Annotated in this window: 17 protein-coding genes; 5 read left to right on the forward strand and 12 right to left on the reverse strand. The window is 65.6% G+C overall.

Annotated elements, in window-relative coordinates; genetic code table 11:
• Window positions 1-259: 259 nt before the first annotated feature.
• From ACTG4K_RS08075 to ACTG4K_RS08120, 10 genes are all read right to left on the reverse strand, one after another.
• On the reverse strand, window positions 260-952 hold the full coding sequence (locus ACTG4K_RS08075) for a TIGR02466 family protein (protein ID WP_439113685.1): 693 nt from the start codon (window positions 950-952) through the stop codon (window positions 260-262).
• Window positions 953-965: 13 nt separating this feature from the next.
• Window positions 966-1,646 (reverse strand): nucleotidyltransferase family protein, encoded by a 681-nt coding sequence (locus tag ACTG4K_RS08080; RefSeq protein ID WP_439113686.1) that lies wholly within the window; start codon window positions 1,644-1,646, stop codon window positions 966-968.
• Between the two features lie 6 nt (window positions 1,647-1,652).
• Window positions 1,653-2,621: an XdhC family protein gene (locus ACTG4K_RS08085; RefSeq protein WP_439113687.1), complete on the reverse strand. Its 969-nt coding sequence runs from the start codon at window positions 2,619-2,621 to the stop codon at window positions 1,653-1,655.
• 16 nt (window positions 2,622-2,637) lie between these two features.
• Window positions 2,638-3,819 (reverse strand): VWA domain-containing protein, encoded by a 1,182-nt coding sequence (locus ACTG4K_RS08090; RefSeq protein ID WP_439113688.1) that lies wholly within the window; start codon window positions 3,817-3,819, stop codon window positions 2,638-2,640.
• A complete protein-coding gene (locus tag ACTG4K_RS08095) occupies window positions 3,816-4,754 on the reverse strand; it encodes an AAA family ATPase (RefSeq protein ID WP_439113689.1) in 939 nt (312 codons plus the stop codon). Before ACTG4K_RS08095 ends, ACTG4K_RS08090 begins: the two co-directional genes overlap by 4 nt.
• A gap of 112 nt (window positions 4,755-4,866) precedes the next feature.
• Window positions 4,867-5,511 carry an SRPBCC family protein gene (locus tag ACTG4K_RS08100; RefSeq protein WP_439113690.1) on the reverse strand — a complete coding sequence of 215 codons (645 nt, stop codon included), beginning with the start codon at window positions 5,509-5,511 and terminating at the stop codon, window positions 4,867-4,869.
• Window positions 5,512-5,650: 139 nt separating this feature from the next.
• Window positions 5,651-8,062, reverse strand: a complete 2,412-nt coding sequence (locus ACTG4K_RS08105) for an aerobic carbon-monoxide dehydrogenase large subunit (RefSeq protein WP_439113691.1) — start codon at window positions 8,060-8,062, stop codon at window positions 5,651-5,653.
• Window positions 8,063-8,087: 25 nt separating this feature from the next.
• Window positions 8,088-8,573 (reverse strand): (2Fe-2S)-binding protein, encoded by a 486-nt coding sequence (locus tag ACTG4K_RS08110; RefSeq protein ID WP_439113692.1) that lies wholly within the window; start codon window positions 8,571-8,573, stop codon window positions 8,088-8,090.
• A gap of 21 nt (window positions 8,574-8,594) precedes the next feature.
• Window positions 8,595-9,458, reverse strand: coding sequence for an FAD binding domain-containing protein (locus ACTG4K_RS08115; RefSeq protein ID WP_439113693.1), 864 nt, complete (start codon window positions 9,456-9,458; stop codon window positions 8,595-8,597).
• A 204-nt stretch (window positions 9,459-9,662) separates the two neighbouring features.
• Complete coding sequence (locus ACTG4K_RS08120; protein WP_439113694.1) at window positions 9,663-10,418, reverse strand: LytTR family transcriptional regulator DNA-binding domain-containing protein; 756 nt, start codon at window positions 10,416-10,418, stop codon at window positions 9,663-9,665.
• A 100-nt stretch (window positions 10,419-10,518) separates the two neighbouring features.
• On the opposite strand from ACTG4K_RS08120, the gene ychF reads away from it, so the two are divergent.
• Both ychF and ACTG4K_RS08130 read left to right on the forward strand, forming a co-directional pair.
• On the forward strand, window positions 10,519-11,610 hold the full coding sequence (ychF, locus tag ACTG4K_RS08125) for a redox-regulated ATPase YchF (RefSeq protein WP_439113695.1): 1,092 nt from the start codon (window positions 10,519-10,521) through the stop codon (window positions 11,608-11,610).
• Window positions 11,611-11,612: 2 nt separating this feature from the next.
• Window positions 11,613-12,386 (forward strand): RNA pseudouridine synthase, encoded by a 774-nt coding sequence (locus ACTG4K_RS08130; RefSeq protein WP_439113696.1) that lies wholly within the window; start codon window positions 11,613-11,615, stop codon window positions 12,384-12,386.
• On the opposite strand, the gene ACTG4K_RS08135 is transcribed toward ACTG4K_RS08130, so the two are convergent.
• Both ACTG4K_RS08135 and ACTG4K_RS08140 read right to left on the reverse strand, forming a co-directional pair.
• The gene (locus ACTG4K_RS08135) at window positions 12,371-13,543 is read right to left on the reverse strand and encodes an MFS transporter (RefSeq protein ID WP_439113697.1); all 1,173 of its coding nucleotides are present in this window, start codon (window positions 13,541-13,543) and stop codon (window positions 12,371-12,373) included. The genes ACTG4K_RS08130 and ACTG4K_RS08135 overlap by 16 nt on opposite strands.
• Before the next feature lie 62 nt (window positions 13,544-13,605).
• A complete protein-coding gene (locus tag ACTG4K_RS08140) occupies window positions 13,606-14,091 on the reverse strand; it encodes a YqaA family protein (RefSeq protein ID WP_439113698.1) in 486 nt (161 codons plus the stop codon).
• A gap of 138 nt (window positions 14,092-14,229) precedes the next feature.
• Here ACTG4K_RS08140 and dusB point away from each other — a divergent pair, with 138 nt between their 5' ends.
• The 3 genes from dusB to purH all read left to right on the forward strand — a co-directional run bounded on the left by dusB (window position 14,230) and on the right by purH (window position 17,160).
• Window positions 14,230-15,267: a tRNA dihydrouridine synthase DusB gene (dusB, locus tag ACTG4K_RS08145; RefSeq protein WP_439113699.1), complete on the forward strand. Its 1,038-nt coding sequence runs from the start codon at window positions 14,230-14,232 to the stop codon at window positions 15,265-15,267.
• Window positions 15,264-15,497, forward strand: a complete 234-nt coding sequence (locus tag ACTG4K_RS08150) for a helix-turn-helix domain-containing protein (RefSeq protein ID WP_439113700.1) — start codon at window positions 15,264-15,266, stop codon at window positions 15,495-15,497. Before dusB ends, ACTG4K_RS08150 begins: the two co-directional genes overlap by 4 nt.
• A gap of 64 nt (window positions 15,498-15,561) precedes the next feature.
• Window positions 15,562-17,160: a bifunctional phosphoribosylaminoimidazolecarboxamide formyltransferase/IMP cyclohydrolase gene (gene purH / locus ACTG4K_RS08155; RefSeq protein WP_439113701.1), complete on the forward strand. Its 1,599-nt coding sequence runs from the start codon at window positions 15,562-15,564 to the stop codon at window positions 17,158-17,160.
• The last annotated feature ends 66 nt before the right edge of the window (window positions 17,161-17,226 follow it).

The raw sequence follows: 17,226 nt of genomic DNA on the forward strand, positions 1-17,226 counted from the left end.
ACCGCGCCGCCCAGGGCACCGCCGGGCTGGCTCTGCCAGACGGCCAGTGCAGCCCCCCGGGAGCCTGACGGACTTGGACGTCGCCGGCTGCAAATCGACCGCAGCGGTCCACTTTTCACCGTCTTCTTGACCCATAGCGGGGCTATAGACCTGCGAATCCAGTGAAAACGGTCCTCGCTGGGGCCGATTTTCGCTATCGGCGATCCAGGTCCGACAGACTCCTGGGGGCAAGCGCGCAGCGCTGCGGGGGTGTTTCATTTCAAGTTGCGGTGTAGCCGTGCAGCTGGTCGTTGCCGCTGGCGGCGTGCACGCTGGCGTTGAACGACACGATGATGCGGTCGGCCGCGCCCGCGTAGGGCATGGCCTGGTGGGGCAGCCACGACGGGAACACCACCAGCTGCCCCGGCAGGGGCGGCACATCCAGGTGGGCCGACTGCAGGTAGGCGTTGCCAAAGTCCATGTGGGCACCGCCCAGGTGGTTGAAGTGCGGGCCGTAAAAGCGGGTGATGCCGTTGCGCTCGCCCAGCACAGGGTGGGTGCGGCGCAGCGCGTCGGCGTCCACCTGCACGCAGTACACGCCCGACCACGAGCAGTTGCCATGGGTGTGCACGTCGTGGTGGCTGCCCTGGTTGCTGATTTGAAACCACAGGCCGCGCAGCGCTATCTGCAGGCCCGGCGTGGCTTCGGGCCAGGCGCCCTGGTTGGCCAGCACCACGGTCTGGCGTACGCTGTCCACGATGAAGCCCACCAGCGCCTCCCACTCGGGCAGGCGGACGCGCTGCAGCAGGTCGTCGCGGCTGGCGTAAAACGCGGCCTGGCGGTTGGCGCCGGGGTCGGTGGCGCGCATCGACTGGAACACCCGCACCAACAGGCTGTTGACTTCGTCGGCCTGCGCGAAGCGGTGCACGCCCAGCGGCGTGGACCAGAGCGACATGAGCGGATCGGGTGCCATGGTTGGTCCTGGCTCAGGCTTCGCTTAGCAAGTCTGTGGGCCAGCGCAGGCGGTGGCCCGTCCTGGCGGCCAGCGCCTCGATGTCTTCGGGCGTGTCCACGTCGGTGCGGTAGCGCTGGTTGGTGCTGGCCCAGCGGTGCACTTGCTCGGGGTTCGCGGCCTGCCACTGCTTGCAGCCCAGCCGGGCTTCGCCGGCCAAAATCTGCTCGCGCACCTCGCCGCTGAACATCACTGGGTTACCGGGTTGGCCGTCCACTTCGGGCTGCACCACCAGCGTGCCGGCGGGGCGTTTTTTGTAGGCGCCGATCAGGTCGTTGATGTCTTGCGAGTTGATGAGCGGCTGGTCGGCCAGCGCCACCAGCACCGTGTCGATCTTGGGTGAGAGCGCCTGCAGGCCGGTGCGCAGCGAAGACACTTGGCCGGCGTCCGGGTCGGGGTTGTGCACCACGGTCACGGGAAACTCTTGCACCGCCAGGGCGATGCGCTCGGCATGGTGACCGAGCACCACCACCAACTCGTCCACGCCCGCGCCCGAGAGCGCAATGATCTGGCGCCGGATCAGCGCAATACCGCCCAGTTCCAGCAGGCTCTTGGGCCGGTTGCCCATGCGCGAGCCAGAGCCTGCGGCCAGCAAAATGGCACCCACTGAAACGCGGCTGTACAGGCCACCGCCACCTTTGAGAATGCAGCCCATGGTGTTTTAGCTTCCGCAACAAGATTTTTTGGGTGCTGCGGTGGCGACCGTTTCAACCGGTGCCTCCACAGCCACTGCGGTGGCTGCTTTTTTCGCCGCACCACCGCAACACGACTTGGCCGCTGCAGGCTCTGGTGTGGGCGCCAACACGGCAGCCGCCGTGGTCGTCATCGCAGCAGTGGCTGCCAGCGGCGCACGCCGTGCCGCCACCACCGCCACCAGCACGGTGAGCGCAATTTCTTCGGCCGTTTGCGCGCCAATGGGCTCACCGGCCGGGGCCACGATGGCGGCTACGCGGGCCGCGTCTTCTCCGCTTGCCAGCAGGCTTTGTTTCAGCACGCCGGCCTTGCGCGCACTGGCCACAAACCACAGTGTGCTGGGTTGCAGCGCCAGCGCGGCCTTCAGGCCTTGCAGGTCGCGCCGACCCTGGGTCGCCACCACGGCAAAGCCGGCGGCGGGCAGGGCCGCGCACACGCTGGCCGGGTCGTCGCTGTGCAGCACGGTTTGCGCGTCGGGAAAGTCTGGCGCGGTGGCACCTTCGGCCACCACCGCCACCGTGAAGCCCACCCGCGGCGCCAGCACGCTCAGCGCGCGGGCCACGGGCGAGTCGCCCAGCACGGTCAGGTGGGCGGCGGGCAGCACCGGGTCAATGAACAGCTCCAGCGTGCCGCCCGAGTGGCAGGCCATGCCGAATTCCAGCACATCGCCCAGCGTGCGTTCTGCGGTTTCGTTGGTGGGCGTGATGCGGATGGTGCGTGGTTGGCCGTCGGCCAATGCGGCTCGCACGGTCTTGATGACGGCGGGCTGGGCGCAGCCGCCGCCGATCCAGCCGTGGATGGCGCCGTCGGCGGTGACCAGGGCTTTGTCGCCCGCCTTGGCCGAGGCGGGTGGCTGCACCCGCAGCACCGACACCAAGGCAAAGGGCTGTTGCTGGGCTTGCAGCCGGGTGGCGGCGGCGATCCATTCGGTGTTCATGGTGTTCTCCTGGGTGTCAGTTCAGCGAGCGGCTGGCGGCGGCCAGGTCGTTCAGGCTGGCGAGGGGGTAAAAGCGGTCGATGCAGGCGCGAGAGCGCTGCAGCGCGGCGGCGGCGGGCACCGCCCGCGTAGGGTGAAACCAGGTGATGCGGGCGCCCCGAGCGCGCACCGCCTGTAGCGCAGCGGGCAGGGCGTCGGGTGCGTCGGTGTCAAAGCCATCCGAAAAAATCCACACCCGGGCACCCCGGTTGAGCTGGGCCTTGGCGTGCACGCGCACAAAGTCTTGCAGGCTGCTGGCAATGCGGGTGCCGGCACCAAAGCCGGCGGTGGCGGCGTTGATCTTTTCCTGGATGGCCGCCGAATCGCGCTGCATCAGCGGCGTGACTTCCAGCAGTCGGGTGTGAAACACAAACACCCGCGCCTGCGCGGCCAGCGCAAAGGCGCGGGCAACGCGCAAAAACAGCGGTGCGTGCGATTCCATGGAGCGGCTCACGTCGGCCAGGATGAACAAGCGTGGCGGTTCCCGGCGCTGCACCATCCAGGCCGGACGCAGTGGTTCGCCACCCCAGGCCACGCTGCGGCGCAGGGTCTGGCGCAGGTCGAGCCGGCGCCCGGGTTGGGCGGTGTGCCAGCGCCGCGTAGGGCGCGGGCGCAGTTGTGCGGTGATGTGTTTGGCCAGTTGCTGCAGCGCGCCCGGCTCTTGCGGCAGCCACATCTGGCCGTCGCGCTGGTGCAGGGCTTCTACCTGCACCTCGTGCCGGCTGGCGCCGCCCATGGCGCGGGGGCTGCCGGCGTCTTCGGTGTTTGGGTGGGCTGCGGGCTGGTCGCTCGCGGTGTGGGGTGCGGCTTTGCCGGGCGCACTGGCGGTGGGCGCTTCCAGGTTTTTGTGCAGCTCTTGCACGGCCTGGCGCAGGTCGCGTGAAGGGCGCATGTGCCCGCTCACCCGCACCTGGCCCTTGAGCCGCTGCGGGTACCAGTAGCGTTCAAACAGCTCGGGCCACTGGCGCCAGTCGCGGGCGCTGTGGCAGGCCATGGCGCGCCAGGCGGCACACAGGCGCTGGCCTTGCAGCGGGCCCAGCGCCAGCGCAGCCTGCAGCATGGCCTGTTGCTCGCTCACGCCCACTTTCAGGCCGTGGTCGCGCAGCATGGCGGCAAAGCCGGCCAGGCTTTGGCTGGGGGCGCTGGCCTGGGCGTTCATGTGGCGGCCATCACGGCGTCGGTTTTTTCGGCCACGCCCACGCTGCGCCGGCCTTCCACCAGCTGGCGGGCGCGCTCGCCGGTCAGCATGAAACGGTCTTCGCGGGTTTTCAGCAGGCAGCCCAGCGTGCTCAGCAGCACCGCCGTGTCTTCGGGCAGGGTGTGCTGGCTGAGCTGGTGCAGGGCGCGCACCCAGTCCAGCGTTTCGGCCACACCGGGGGTTTTGGCCAAGTCTTCGGTGCGCAGGCGCTGCACAAACTGCACGCAGTCTTCCACCAGATGCGTGTTGGCCTCGGGCACGGCCGACTTGACGATGGCAATTTCGCGCGCCAGCGTGGGGTAGTCCAGGTAGTGGTAAAGGCAGCGCCGGCGCAGCGCGTCCGAGAGTTCGCGGGTGCCGTTGCTGGTCAAAATGACCTGCGGAATGTGCTGGGCGCGCAGGGTACCCAGCTCGGGCACGGTGATCTGGTAGTCGGCCAGCACTTCCAGCAAATAGGCTTCAAAGGCCTCGTCGGCGCGGTCAATTTCGTCGATCAGCAACACGCAGGGGCCGCTCTGGCTGATGGCCTTGAGCAGCGGGCGTTCCAGCAAGTAGTCGCGCGCAAACACGTCGGACTCTTTGGCGCTGGCGCTGCGCGCTTCGGTCAGGCGGATCGCCATCAGCTGGCGGCCGTAGTTCCATTCGTAAGCCGCCTGCGACAGGTCCAGCCCTTCAAAACACTGCAGCCGCACCAGCTCGGCACCCTGTGCCTGGGCCAGTGCGGTGGCCAGTGCGGTTTTGCCCACGCCGGCATCGCCCTCCACCAGCAGCGGGCGCTGCAGCCGCCCGGCCAGCCAGGTGGTGGTGGCGAGGTCGGCGTCGGCCAGGTAGCCCACGCGCTGCAGCTGCTCGCGCAGGGCGCGTTCGTTGTCCAAGTTGGCGGTGCTGGTGTTCATGTCAAGTACCCGTCATTCAGAGCGCGACCCGCCCCGCATGCCACAAACCCCGCCCCTGCGTGGGGCTGGTGGCTGCGGCCTGCAAAGCACGCGAAGCGGCGCGGGGGGCTTCTCAAGCCTTCTTTCCAAACAGACCCAGCCACCAGCCCTTGATCAGGGCCCAGACGATGGCCAGGCCGTTGATCTCTTTGGCCACGGGGGGGGCTTGCCGGGGGGCGGCGGGGGCTGCAGCCGGGGCCGCTGCTGCGCTGCCGTCCAACGCCACCGCTGCGTCGGCCGCCGTAGCCACCGACGCGGGCAGGGCCAGCGCGGCCTGGCGGAAGTTCTCGACGAACTGCACCAGGATCATGTCCGAGACCTGCACCATCATGCGGCCGCCAAACTGAGCGAACTTGCCGTTGACGATGACCGCCGCGTCGCCGTGCAGCACGCTGTGCGCCGGGTTGGCGGGGTCGGCTTCAATGGTGGCGCTCAGGTCCATCGAGGCAGACGAGCCGCCCTTGTCGGCACCCTTGCCGCGCAGCACCATCTTGCGCTCGGCTTCGCTTTTCTCCAGCACGTCTACCTGGCCACCGAACTGAGCCACAGCCGGCCCGACCTTCACCTTCACGCCACCTTTGTAAGAGGTGTCAGACAGCTGCTCGGTGAGCTCGGCGCCAGGCATGCAGCCGGCCACGGCTTTCAAATCTTGCAGGATGGCCCAGGCGCGGGCCGGGTCCACGTCGAGTGGATAGCGTTTGTCGAGTTTGACTTCCATGGGATACCTTGTTTGAAGCAGAGATCAGAGAATTGCCGCACGTTGAGCGGCATCAGCCCAGCGCACCGCCGGGCCGGCATTGCCGGACCGCCAGTGCCGCCCCCCCCCCCCAGGGGGGCGCGCGCAGCGCGGCGGGGGGTTACAAATTCACGCCGTGTGCCTTGAGCTGTTTCCAGACGCGGAAAGCGTTGTGCGGCATGTCCATGTGCGTCATGCCCAGGTGTGCAAAGGCGTCCACCATGGCCGACGTAAAGGTGGGGATGGAACCCACGTGCGGCGACTCCGCTACACCCTTGGCGCCCAGCGGGTGGTGCGGCGAAGGCGTCACGGTGTGGTCGGTTTCCCAATGCGGGGTTTCCACGAAGGTGGGCAAGAAATAGTCCATCAGCGTGTTGCCCAGCAGGTTGCCCTGTGCGTCAAACGGCATCTGCTGGCCCATGGCCACCGCGAAGCCTTCGGTCAGGCCGCCGTGGATCTGGCCCTCGATGATCATCGGGTTGATGCGGGTGCCGCAGTCGTCCAGCGCATAGAAGCGGCGTATCTTGGTCTCGCCGGTGGCGCGGTCAATGTCGACCACGCAGAGGTAGATACCAAACGGGAAGGTGAAGTTCGGCGGGTCGTAGTAATGCACCGCTTCCAGCCCCGGCTCCAGGCCTTCGGGTGGCTGGTGGTAGGCCTGCCAAGCCACGTCGGCCATGGTTTTGAACTTGCTGTCGTCGCCCTTGACCTTGAAACGGTCCACTTCCCAGTCGAGGTCGTTTTCATTCACTTCCAGCATGTGGGCCGCGATCTTCTTGGCCTTGGCGTGGATTTTTCGCGCGGCCAGCGCAATGGCAGCGCCGGCTACCGGGGTCGAGCGCGAGCCGTAGGTGCCCAGGCCATAGGGCGCGGTGCTGGTGTCGCCTTCTTCGACCTGGATCACCTCGCTCGGGATGCCCAGCTCGGTGGCGATGATCTGCGCGTAGGTGGTCTGGTGGCCCTGGCCTTGCGTGATCGTGCCCATGCGGGCGATGGCCGAGCCGGTGGGGTGGATGCGGATTTCGCACGAGTCGAACATGCCCACGCCCAGGATGTCGCAGATTTTGCTCGGGCCCGCGCCCACCACTTCGGTGAAGGTGACCAGACCAATGCCCATCAGTGTGGGGCTGTTCGGGTCGGCGCGTTTGGCGGCCTGCTCGGCGCGCAGGCCCTTGTAGTCCACCGCGTCCAGCACCTTGTCCAGCGCGGCCTGGTAGTCGCCCGAGTCGTAGTCAAACCCGAAGGCGCTGCGGTAGGGGAACTGTTCCTTTTTGATGAAGTTCTTGGCCCGAATTTCGGCCTTGTCCATGCCCAGCTTCTGTGCCAGCACGTCCACCATGCGCTCGACAAGGTACACCGCTTCGGTCACGCGGAAACTGCAGCGGTAGGACACGCCACCGGGGGCCTTGTTGGTGTAGACGCCTTTTACACTGGCGTGGGCGGCAGGGATGTCGTACGAGCCGGAGACGATGTGAAACATGCCCGCCGGGAACTTGGTCGGGTCGGCGCAGGCGTCGAACGCACCGTGGTCGGCCACCACGTTCACGCGCAGCCCGGTGATCTTGCCGTCGGCCGTGGCGGCCAGCTCGCCGTCCATGTGGTAGTCGCGGGCAAAGGCGGTGGACGAGATGTTTTCGATGCGGTCTTCAACCCACTTCACCGGGCGGCCCAGCACGATGGAGGCCACGATGGCGCATACATAGCCAGGGTAGATGCCGACCTTGTTGCCAAAGCCGCCGCCAATGTCGGGGCTGACGATGCGCACTTTGGATTCTGGGATGCCTGAGAGCATGGACACCACGGTGCGCACCACGTGTGGCGCCTGGCTGGTAATGAAGGTGGTGAGGTCGCCCTTGATCGGGTCGAAGCTGGCCACGCAGCCACAGGTTTCCAGCGGGCAGGGGTGCACGCGTGGGTAGTGCATGTGCTGGCTCACCGTCACGGCGGCGTTGTCAAACGCGGCGTCTGCGGCGGCCTTGTCACCCGCGTCCCAGGTGAATATGTGGTTGTGGTGGTCACGCGGGCCGTGGGCGCCGCTGGTTTTGCCGGCCAGGTCTTCGCGGATCACGGGGGCTCCGGGCTGCAGCGCGGCGTAGGGGTCGAGCACCACGGGCAGCTCTTCGTATTCCACTTCCACGGCTTCGGCCGCGTCGGCCGCGATGTAGCGGTCGTCGGCGATCACAATGGCCACTTCCTGCATCTGGAAGTGCACTTTTTCGTCGGCCAACACAGCGGCCACGTCGCCCGCCAGGGTGGGCATCCAGTGCAGCTTCAGCGGTTTCAGGTCGTCGGCGGTGAGCACAGCGTGCACACCGGGCATGGCCAGCGCGGCTTCTTTGTTGATCTTGACAATGCGGCCGTGGGCGATGGGGCTGCGCACGATGTCCATGTGCAGCATGCCGGGCATCTTGATGTCGTCGACGTAGTTGCCCTTGCCTTGAATGAAGCGGGCATCTTCCTTGCGCAGGCGCGAGGCGCCCATGCCAGCCAGTGCCAGTTCACGGGCTTCGGCGTTTTGTACCGGTGCGTTCATGTGTGTCTCCAGTGTGTTTTGGGCTTCAGGCAGCGACGGGTTCTTGCAGCTTTTTGGCTGCGTATTGCACCGCCTTGACGATGTTCTGGTAGCCGGTGCAGCGGCACAGGTTGCCGGCCATGCCGTGGCGAATCTCTTCTTCGCTCGGGTTGGGGTTTTCCTGCAAGAAGCGGTAGGCGCGCATCAGCATGCCGGGCGTGCAAAAGCCGCACTGCAAGCCGTGTTCTTTGTAAAAACCTTCTTGCACGGCGTGCAGCACGCCCTTGTTGGCCAGGCCTTCCACGGTCAGCACGTCCGAGCCGTCGCACTGCACCGCCAGGTGCGTGCAGGCCTTGACCGAGCGGCCGTCAATGTCCACCGTGCAAGCACCGCAGTGGCTGGTTTCGCAGCCAATGTGGGCGCCGGTGAGGTTGAGTTCTTCACGCAAGAAATGGATCAGCAGCGTGCGCGGCTCCACCGCCTTCTCTTCGGTGCGGCCATTGACGTTGACGGAAATGAGTTTTTTCGACATGTGTGTTTCTCCGGCGGCGGTTCAGGAACAACGGGACCAGGCTTTGGACAGCGCGCGCTTGACCATTTGCCCAGCCATGGCGGTTTTGTATTCAATGTCGCCGCGCAAGTCTTCGGCCGGGTCGCAGGCGGCGGTGGCGGCGTCGGCCGCGGCTTGCAGCGTGGCAGCGTTCAGCGGCTGGCCCAGCAGCGCGGCCTCGGCGGCTTGCACGCGCAGAGCGGTGGGCGCCACGTTGGTCAGTGCCACGCGCACATGGCTGATCGTGTCGCCGGTTTTGCGCATCACCACCGCACAGCCTGCGGTGGCCCAGTCGCCTGTCTTGCGCTTGAGCTTTTCGTAGGCGTAGCCGGTGCCGGGCGCAAAGGAGGGTACATGGATCTCGCACATCACCTCGTTTTCTTCCAGCAGCGTCATGTAGGTGCCGAGGAAAAAGCCATCGGCGGCCACGGTGCGCCGGCCGTTCGGGCCTTCGAGCACAAAAGACGCATCGATCACGATCGACAGCGCCGGGTGGTCGTTGCCGGGGTCGCCGTGGGCAATGTCGCCGCCAATCGTGCCGCGGTTGCGCACCTGTGGGTCGGCAATCAGCAGGGCCGCTTCGCACAGCAGTGGCACCTTGGCCTGCAAGATGGGCGAGGCAATCAGGTCGTTTTCAACCGTCATGGCACCAATCACCACCTTCGTGCCTTCGTCGCGGATGCCGCGCAGCTCGGGAATACGGTTGATGTCGATCAGGTGCGCGGGCTCGGCAAAGCGCAGTTTCATCATCGGCAGCAAGCTGTGGCCGCCGGCCAGCAGCTTGGCATCAGACCCAAGCTCGCCCAGCAAGGCCACGGCCTCGCTGACCGATTTGGGGGCGTGGTATTCGAATCGCGGTGGAATCATGGTTGTCTCCAAATGGTTTTTGTCCAAGACAGAACCAGTGTATGGAGTCCCCAAACCCGACACGAACTGCGGGGAATAAGCGTTTGAAGGCATCAAATGCAGCTTTTTTCGCACGAAGTGCAACCTGGACTGCACGAAATGCTCAGATCAGGCGCGCCGCATTTTGCAACTCGGGTATGTCCCTAGGTAAAAAATTGATCAATATCAATGACGCGCCAGCAGCCCCAGGGCTTCCCGCAGCTTGCCCACCTCGGCCCGAGAGACCGGAATGGGCTCGCGGTGCTTGCCTTTGAGCACCACCTGCGTCTTGCTTCCCTCGCGCCCGAGCTCGGCCACCGCATGCAGGTTGACAATGAAACAGCGGTGCACCCGCATGAACTGCGTTGGGTCCAGGCGGGCTTGCAGGTCGCCAATGCTCAGGTTGCAAAAATGAAAGCCGCTGTGCGTCAGCACCCGCGTGTAATGGGCCTGCGACTCCAGGCACAGCACGTCTTTGGTGTCCACAAACGCCACCTTGTGGTTGGCCACCATGGGAATGCGGTTGAGCCGCAGGTTGGGCGCTGGCAGTTCGGCCACCGGGGTTTCCTGGCTCACCACCTGCGTCACGTCGTAAAAGACCAGGATGAAACCGGTGGTCTTGCCCTCAAAGTCGCCCAGGCGGGTCACTTTGATCAGCAGCACCTGTTCGGGGATGTTGATGATCATCGTCATGGGCACCGCGCTTACCATGGGGCAGCCGCTGGACGCCTGGTCCAGCAGAAAGTTGACCTTGGGTTTGGATCGTTCGGGGTGGAACGACGTGACCAGCTTGTCGAATGGCTGTTTCTCGCCCACCGGCAGCACCTTGCGGGCGAAATCGTTCATCGCCAGCACATTGCGCGCGGCGTCAAGGTGGATCACGCCGACCTCGAACTTCTCGAACAGATAAAGGGGCGAGTTGATCGCGGCCTGTGTCTCCATCAACGGTCTCCTGGCCGGTCTGAATGGGTGCCAACCTGCTCGAAGGGTACCGCAAGGTGGCCCATCGCATACACTTTACGGTTGTTTTTCGAGGTAATCCATGAGTCTCCAATGCGGCATTGTTGGCCTGCCCAACGTCGGTAAGTCCACCCTTTTCAACGCGCTGACCAAAGCCGGCATCGCAGCTGAAAACTACCCCTTTTGCACCATCGAGCCCAACACCGGCGTGGTGGAAGTGCCCGATCCACGGCTGCAGCAGCTGGCCGAGATCATCTCGCCCGAGCGCATCGTGCCGGCCATCGTCGAGTTTGTGGACATTGCGGGCCTGGTAGCTGGTGCTAGCACCGGCGAGGGCCTGGGCAACAAGTTTCTGGCCCACATCCGCGAGACCGACGCGATCGTCAACGTGGTGCGCTGCTTTGAAGACGACAACGTGATCCACGTGGCCAACAAGATCGACCCGATCGCCGACATCGAAGTCATTCAGACCGAGCTGTGCCTGGCCGACCTGGCAGCGGTGGAAAAAGCCTTGCACCGTGTGCAGAAAACGGCACGCTCGGGCGACAAGGAGTCCATCAAGCTGGTGGCGATTCTGGAAAAGTGCCAAGCCGCTTTGAACGACGTGAAGCCGGTGCGCACCATCGACTTCAGCAAGGAAGAGCTGCCGCTGCTGAAGCAGTTTTTCCTGATCACGGCCAAGCCGGCGATGTTCGTGGCCAACGTGGCCGAAGACGGGTTTGAGAACAACCCGCTGCTGGACCGCCTGAAGGCATTTGCCGAGGCGCAAAACGCGCCGGTAGTGGCCATTTGCGCCAAGCTCGAAGCTGAAATGAGCGAGATGAGCGACGAAGACCGCCAGATGTTCCTGGAAGAGCTCGGTCAGAGCGAGCCGGGTTTGAACCGCCTGATCCGCGCCGCCTACAAGCTGTTGGGCTTACAAACCTACTTCACCGCCGGCGTGAAAGAGGTGCGCGCCTGGACCATCCATGTGGGCGACACCGGCCCGCAGGCGGCCGGCGTGATCCACACCGACTTTGAAAAAGGCTACATCCGCGCCCAGACCATCGCATTTGACGACTTCATCACCTACAAAGGCGAGCAGGGCGCGAAAGATGCCGGCAAGATGCGCGCCGAGGGCAAAGATTACGTGGTCAAAGACGGTGATGTGCTGAACTTTTTGTTCAGCAGCTGAGCATGAACAACGCCCAGCGGCCCGAACCCCAGCGCCTGTCCAAGCGCCTGGCGGCCCAGTTGCTCTGCTCGCGCAGTGACGCAGAAAGCTACATCGCCGGGGGCTGGGTGCGGGTGGACGGCGTGGTGGTGGAAGAGCCCATGGAGCGCGTGCGCGTCGAGCAAACGGTGGCGCTGGACCCCAAGGCCAAGCTGGAGCCGTTGGAGTCGGTCACGCTGATCTGGCACAAGCCGCACAACCGGGTGCTGCCCGACGAGCCGTTCCTGCCGGACGCGCTGGCCGTCAAATGGTTCACCAACACCAACCGTTTCAAGGGCGACCGCTCGGGCGTGCGCCCGCTCAAGGCGCACCGCCACAAGCTGCTGCCGGTAGCGGCGCTGTCCACCGCCATGAGCGGCTTGATGGTGTTCACCCAGAACCCGAGCGTGGCGCGCAAGATCACCGACGCGTCGGCCCAGATCGAGCACGAGTGGCTGGTCGAGGTGGCCGAAGACCCGGCGCTGGAAGACGATGCTCGGCGCGATGCCGTGCTCAAGTCTTTGTCGAAAGCGCTGTTTTTTGACGGCTGGACGGTGCCCACGGCGCGCGCCAGCTGGCAGAGCGAGCTGCGGCTGCGCCTGGCCATCAAGGGCAACCTGCCGGGCCAGGTGGAGCACCTGTGCGAACGCGCCGGCCTGAAGATCAAGGCCGTGCGGCGCCTGCGGCTGGGCCGCATCGGCCTGGCCGGCCTGCCAGTGGGCGAGTGGCGCTATCTGATGCCTTACGAGCGCTTTTGAACCTGAGCGGCCCAGACGCTCAGCGCCATGGCCGCCAGCATCACCACCAGCCCCACCTCATGCAGGCGCAGCATCTGGCCCTGCGCAATCATCACGCCGCCGAGCGCAGCTCCCATGCCCTGGCCGGCGTACATGGCCGAGGTGTTGAGCGCCACTGTGGCCGGTGCCAGCGCCGGTGACATGTGCACCAGCCGGGCTTGCTGGGCCGAGTTGGCAGCAAAGCAGCCAATGGCCCAGGGAACCAGCACCAAGGCTTGCTGCCACAGGCCGGCGCGGCCCAGGGGCCACAGCAGCAGGCTCAGCGCCATGCCGCCCATCATCAGCAGGGCGCCGCGCGCGGCGCCGATGCGGTCGATCCAGCGCGACAGCGCCACGTTGCCCGCCAGACCAAACGCGCCAAACCACAAAAACAGCAGCGACAAGGTGCCGCCGCCGATGCCCAGCGTTTGCACCAGGTACGGCGCAAAGTAAGAAAACAGGGTGAACTGGCCAAATGCAGACAGCAGCGTGACACCCACCGCCAGCATCAAGGCGGGTGAGCCCAGTGTCTGGCCCCAGGCCTGGCGCGAGAGTGCCGCCGGCCGGATGCCGTTGGGCATGTCGCGCCAGACCCAGGCGGCGCTGGCGGCCGACATCAGCGCCACCAGACCAAAGGCCCAGCGCCAGCCCAGCGTGCCACCGATCCAGGCCGCCAGTGGCATGCCCATGACCGACGCCACCGACCAGCCGAGAAACACAAACGTGATGGCCCGCCCGCGTTGCGAGGCCGGCACCAGCAAACCCACGCAGGCGGCAGCCTGCGGTGTGAAGATAGCGGGCGAAATGACGGCGAGCACCCGCAGCGGCAGCAAGGCGGTGTAGCTCGGCGCCAGCGCACAGATGCCCATGAGCAGTGCGTACCAGACCAGCGAGAGCGTGAGCAGGCGTCGGCGGTCCCAGCCGGCCACCAGGGTGGCAAAGGTGGGCGCGCCCAGGCCCATCAAAATGGCGCCGGCCGTGATGAGCTGGCCGGCCTGCGGAATGGACACACCCAGCGACTGGCTGATGTCGTTCAGCGTGCCCGGCACCACCATGACGCCGGTGCCGATGACGAAATTGCCCATCATCAGCGCCCAGAGGGCGCGTGGCAGGGCAGCGTCGCGTGGGGGGGGGGTCATGTGGGCGGGCGCGTGGCGTGGGGCGTGGGGCGTTCGAGTATCGCCCGGAAGCGGTGGGTGCATCAGAGCGGGAGTCCCCCCGGGAACACCCAGAGCAGCGCGCCCGTCATGGTGAGGTAGCGGGCCAACTTGCCCACCGCCATGTAGGCCACGCAGGGCCAGAACGGAAACCTGAGCCAGCCGGCCACGGCGCACAGCGGGTCTCCCACCACCGGCAGCCACGACAACAGACACGCCTTGGGGCCAAAGCGCTCCAGCCAGCGCAGCGCGCGCGGGTGCGGGGTGTGGGTGTGGCGGGCTTTGTCCACCACTTTGTGCGCGCCCAGACCCATGGCCCAGCTGACGGCGCCGCCCAGCGTGTTGCCGGCGGTGGCCACAAAGATCACGGGCCAGAACAGTTCGGGGCTGAGTTTGATGAGCGCAAACACCGCCGGCTCGGAGCCCATGGGCAGCAGTGTGGCCGAAATGAAGGCAACCACAAACACGGTGCTCAGACCGACCTCGGGCAGGGCGAGCAGTTGCAGCAGGGAAACGATCCAGTCGGGCATGTTCGGGAAGGGGTCTCAACAAAGGCGTGGTGCAGCATATCGTCTGCTGAAAAAACAGGCAGATACAATGCCCATCCTTCCGCCCAGGATTTACTGGGCTCCGCGCTGCTGCGCACCACCACCCATTCTCCCATCGCCATGCAATTGGGTCCGTATACCCTGCCCAACGCTTTGTTTGTCGCGCCCATGGCGGGCGTGACCGACCGGCCGTTCCGCAAGCTCTGCAAGCGGCTGGGGGCGGGCTATGCGGTGAGCGAAATGGTGACCTCGCGCCCCGACCTGCAGGACAGCTTGAAAACATCCCGCCGGGCCGACCACAGTGGCGAGCCTGGGCCGATCGCGGTGCAGATTGCGGGGACCGACGCTCAGATGATGGCCGATGCGGCCCGCTACAACATCGACCGTGGTGCGCAGATCATCGACATCAACATGGGTTGCCCGGCCAAGAAGGTGTGCAACAAATGGGCGGGTTCTGCGCTGATGCAGGACGAAGCGTTGGCGATCGAGATCGTGCAAGCCGTGGTGAACGCTTGTACGCCGCAGGGTGTTCCCGTGACGCTGAAAATGCGCACTGGCTGGTCCGCCGAGGGCAAAAATGCGCCGGCCATCGCGCTGGCGGCAGAGAACGCGGGCGTGCAGATGCTGACGGTGCACGGCCGCACCAGAGAGCAAGGGTACAAAGGTTTTGCCGAGCACGACACTGTGGCACACATCAAGAGCCTGGTGAAGATCCCGGTGGTGGTCAACGGCGACATCGACAGCCCTGAGAAAGCCCGCGACGTCCTCGCCCGCACGGGCGCAGATGCCCTCATGATCGGCCGCGCGGCCCAGGGCCGCCCCTGGATCTTCCGCGAGATCGCGCACTTTCTCGCCACCGGCGACACGCTGCCGCCCCCCGACCTGCTGGACGTGAAAGCCTGGTTGCTCGACCACCTGGAAGACCACTACAGCCTCTACGGCGAGTTCACCGGCGTGCGCAGTGCGCGCAAGCACCTGGGCTGGTATGCGCAGGCACTGCCCTTGCCTGCTGGCGCAGCGGCCGTGTTCCGCCGCCAAATCAACACGCTCACGACCGCGCAGGCCCAGCTGGACTGCGTGCGTGAGCATTTCGACGCCTGGGCTTCTGCACCAGAACACACAATGACCCGAGAAGACAACTGGAAACTGGCCGCATGAGCAAGCACAACCTGCACGACTGTGTTCGTGCCAGCATGGAAGACTTCTTCCAGGACCTTAATGGCACCGACCCCGCGGGCCTGCACGACATGCTCGTGAAAGCGGTTGAAAAACCGCTGCTCGAAGTGGTGATGGAACAGGCGCAAAACAACCAGTCGCGCGCGGCGCAGTGGCTGGGCCTGAACCGCAACACGCTGCGCAAAAAATTGCTCGAACACAACCTGCTGTGAAGCCCGGCCGCTTGCTGCGGTTTTCTTCTGGCTCCATTCTTTTTCCCTAACGCTGAACCATCCCATGCGCGCACTTATTTCCGTCTCCGACAAAACCGGCATCGTCGAACTGGCCCAGACCCTGCACGGCCTGGGCGTGGCCCTGATTTCCACCGGCGGCACCGCCAAGCTGCTGGCTGAGCAAGGCCTGCCGGTCACGGAAGTGGCTGAAGTGACGGCCTTCCCGGAAATGCTCGACGGCCGCGTCAAGACCCTGCACCCCAAGGTGCACGGCGGCCTGCTGGCCCGGCGCGATGTGCCCGAGCACATGGCTGCGCTGAAAGAGCACGGTATCGACACCATCGACATCCTGATCGTCAACCTCTACCCGTTTGAAGCCACCGTGGCCAAGCCCGGTTGCACGCTGGCCGACGCGATCGAAAACATCGACATCGGTGGCCCGGCCATGGTGCGCAGCGCTGCCAAGAACTGGAAGGATGTGGGCGTGGTCACCGACGCCGGCCAGTACGCCGCCGTGATCGCCGAGCTCAAGGCCTCCGGCAAGCTGTCCGACAAACTGCGTTTCGCGCTGTCGGTCGCTGCTTTCAACCGCATCGCCCAGTACGACGGCGCCATCAGCGACTACCTGTCGTCCGTGACGTTCGAGGAAGAGAAGCTGAGCGAAAGCTACATGCCGTCCCGCAACCTGTTCCCCGGCCAGTCCAACGGCCAGTTCATCAAGGTGCAGGACCTGCGCTACGGCGAGAACAGCCACCAGCAGGCCGCGCTGTACCGCGACCTGTACCCGGCCCCCGGCGCGCTGGTGACTGGCGTGCAGCTGCAGGGCAAGGAGCTGAGCTACAACAACATCGCCGACGCCGACGCCGCCTGGGAATGCGTCAAGAGCTTCGAGGCGCCGGCCTGTGTGATCGTCAAGCACGCCAACCCCTGCGGCGTGGCCGTGGGCCAGGATGCGCACGAGGCCTATGCCAAGGCCTTCCAGACCGACCCGACCAGTGCCTTCGGCGGCATCATCGCCTTCAACCGCACGGTGGACAAGGCCGCGGCCGAGGCCGTGGTCAAGCAGTTCGTCGAGGTGCTGATGGCGCCCGATTTCACCGCCGAAGCGCTGGAAGTCTTCAAGCCCAAGGTCAATGTGCGCCTGATGAAGATCGCACTGCCGGCCGGTGGCGCCAGCGCCTGGGACCAGGGCCGCAACGCCATGGACGCCAAGCGCGTGGGGTCGGGCCTGCTGCTGCAGACCGCCGACAACCACGAGCTGGCCTTGGCCGATCTCAAGGTCGTCACCGTCAAGCAGCCGACCCCTGCTGAACTGCAGGACCTGCTGTTCGCCTGGAAGGTGGCCAAGTACGTGAAGTCCAACGCCATCGTGTTCTGCAAGAACGGCATGACCATGGGTGTGGGCGCTGGCCAGATGAGTCGCCTGGATTCGGCCCGCATCGCCAGCATCAAGGCCGAGGCGGCCAAGCTGTCGCTGCAAGGTACCGTCGTGGCGAGCGACGCGTTCTTCCCGTTCCGCGACGGTCTGGACGTGGTGGTAGACGCGGGCGCGACCTGCGTGGCCCAGCCCGGTGGTTCGATGCGCGACCAAGAAGTGATCGACGCGGCCAATGAGCGCGGCGTGGCCATGGTGTTCACCGGCGTTCGTCATTTCCGCCACTGAGCTCTGTGCTCTTTCCGAAAAGGGGCTCCTGGTGAGCCCTTTTTTTTCGGCCTGCTGTTGCAGGAG

The organism is Hydrogenophaga sp. (genome assembly GCF_965657535.1).
Classification (GTDB): Bacteria; Pseudomonadota; Gammaproteobacteria; order Burkholderiales; family Burkholderiaceae_C; genus Hydrogenophaga.

Coding starts and splice junctions, on each gene's coding strand:
- ACTG4K_RS08130 (WP_439113696.1), top strand. CDS start 11,613: ATGAACAACGCCCAGCGGCCCGAACCCCAGCGCCTGTCCAAGCGCCTG.
- ACTG4K_RS08080 (WP_439113686.1), bottom strand. CDS start 1,646: ATGGGCTGCATTCTCAAAGGTGGCGGTGGCCTGTACAGCCGCGTTTCA.
- ACTG4K_RS08150 (WP_439113700.1), top strand. CDS start 15,264: ATGAGCAAGCACAACCTGCACGACTGTGTTCGTGCCAGCATGGAAGAC.
- ACTG4K_RS08105 (WP_439113691.1), bottom strand. CDS start 8,062: ATGAACGCACCGGTACAAAACGCCGAAGCCCGTGAACTGGCACTGGCT.
- ACTG4K_RS08110 (WP_439113692.1), bottom strand. CDS start 8,573: ATGTCGAAAAAACTCATTTCCGTCAACGTCAATGGCCGCACCGAAGAG.
- purH (WP_439113701.1), top strand. CDS start 15,562: ATGCGCGCACTTATTTCCGTCTCCGACAAAACCGGCATCGTCGAACTG.
- ACTG4K_RS08075 (WP_439113685.1), bottom strand. CDS start 952: ATGGCACCCGATCCGCTCATGTCGCTCTGGTCCACGCCGCTGGGCGTG.
- ACTG4K_RS08100 (WP_439113690.1), bottom strand. CDS start 5,511: ATGGAAGTCAAACTCGACAAACGCTATCCACTCGACGTGGACCCGGCC.
- ychF (WP_439113695.1), top strand. CDS start 10,519: ATGAGTCTCCAATGCGGCATTGTTGGCCTGCCCAACGTCGGTAAGTCC.
- ACTG4K_RS08120 (WP_439113694.1), bottom strand. CDS start 10,418: ATGGAGACACAGGCCGCGATCAACTCGCCCCTTTATCTGTTCGAGAAG.
- ACTG4K_RS08095 (WP_439113689.1), bottom strand. CDS start 4,754: ATGAACACCAGCACCGCCAACTTGGACAACGAACGCGCCCTGCGCGAG.
- ACTG4K_RS08140 (WP_439113698.1), bottom strand. CDS start 14,091: ATGCCCGACTGGATCGTTTCCCTGCTGCAACTGCTCGCCCTGCCCGAG.
- ACTG4K_RS08135 (WP_439113697.1), bottom strand. CDS start 13,543: ATGACCCCCCCCCCACGCGACGCTGCCCTGCCACGCGCCCTCTGGGCG.
- ACTG4K_RS08115 (WP_439113693.1), bottom strand. CDS start 9,458: ATGATTCCACCGCGATTCGAATACCACGCCCCCAAATCGGTCAGCGAG.
- ACTG4K_RS08090 (WP_439113688.1), bottom strand. CDS start 3,819: ATGAACGCCCAGGCCAGCGCCCCCAGCCAAAGCCTGGCCGGCTTTGCC.
- dusB (WP_439113699.1), top strand. CDS start 14,230: ATGCAATTGGGTCCGTATACCCTGCCCAACGCTTTGTTTGTCGCGCCC.
- ACTG4K_RS08085 (WP_439113687.1), bottom strand. CDS start 2,621: ATGAACACCGAATGGATCGCCGCCGCCACCCGGCTGCAAGCCCAGCAA.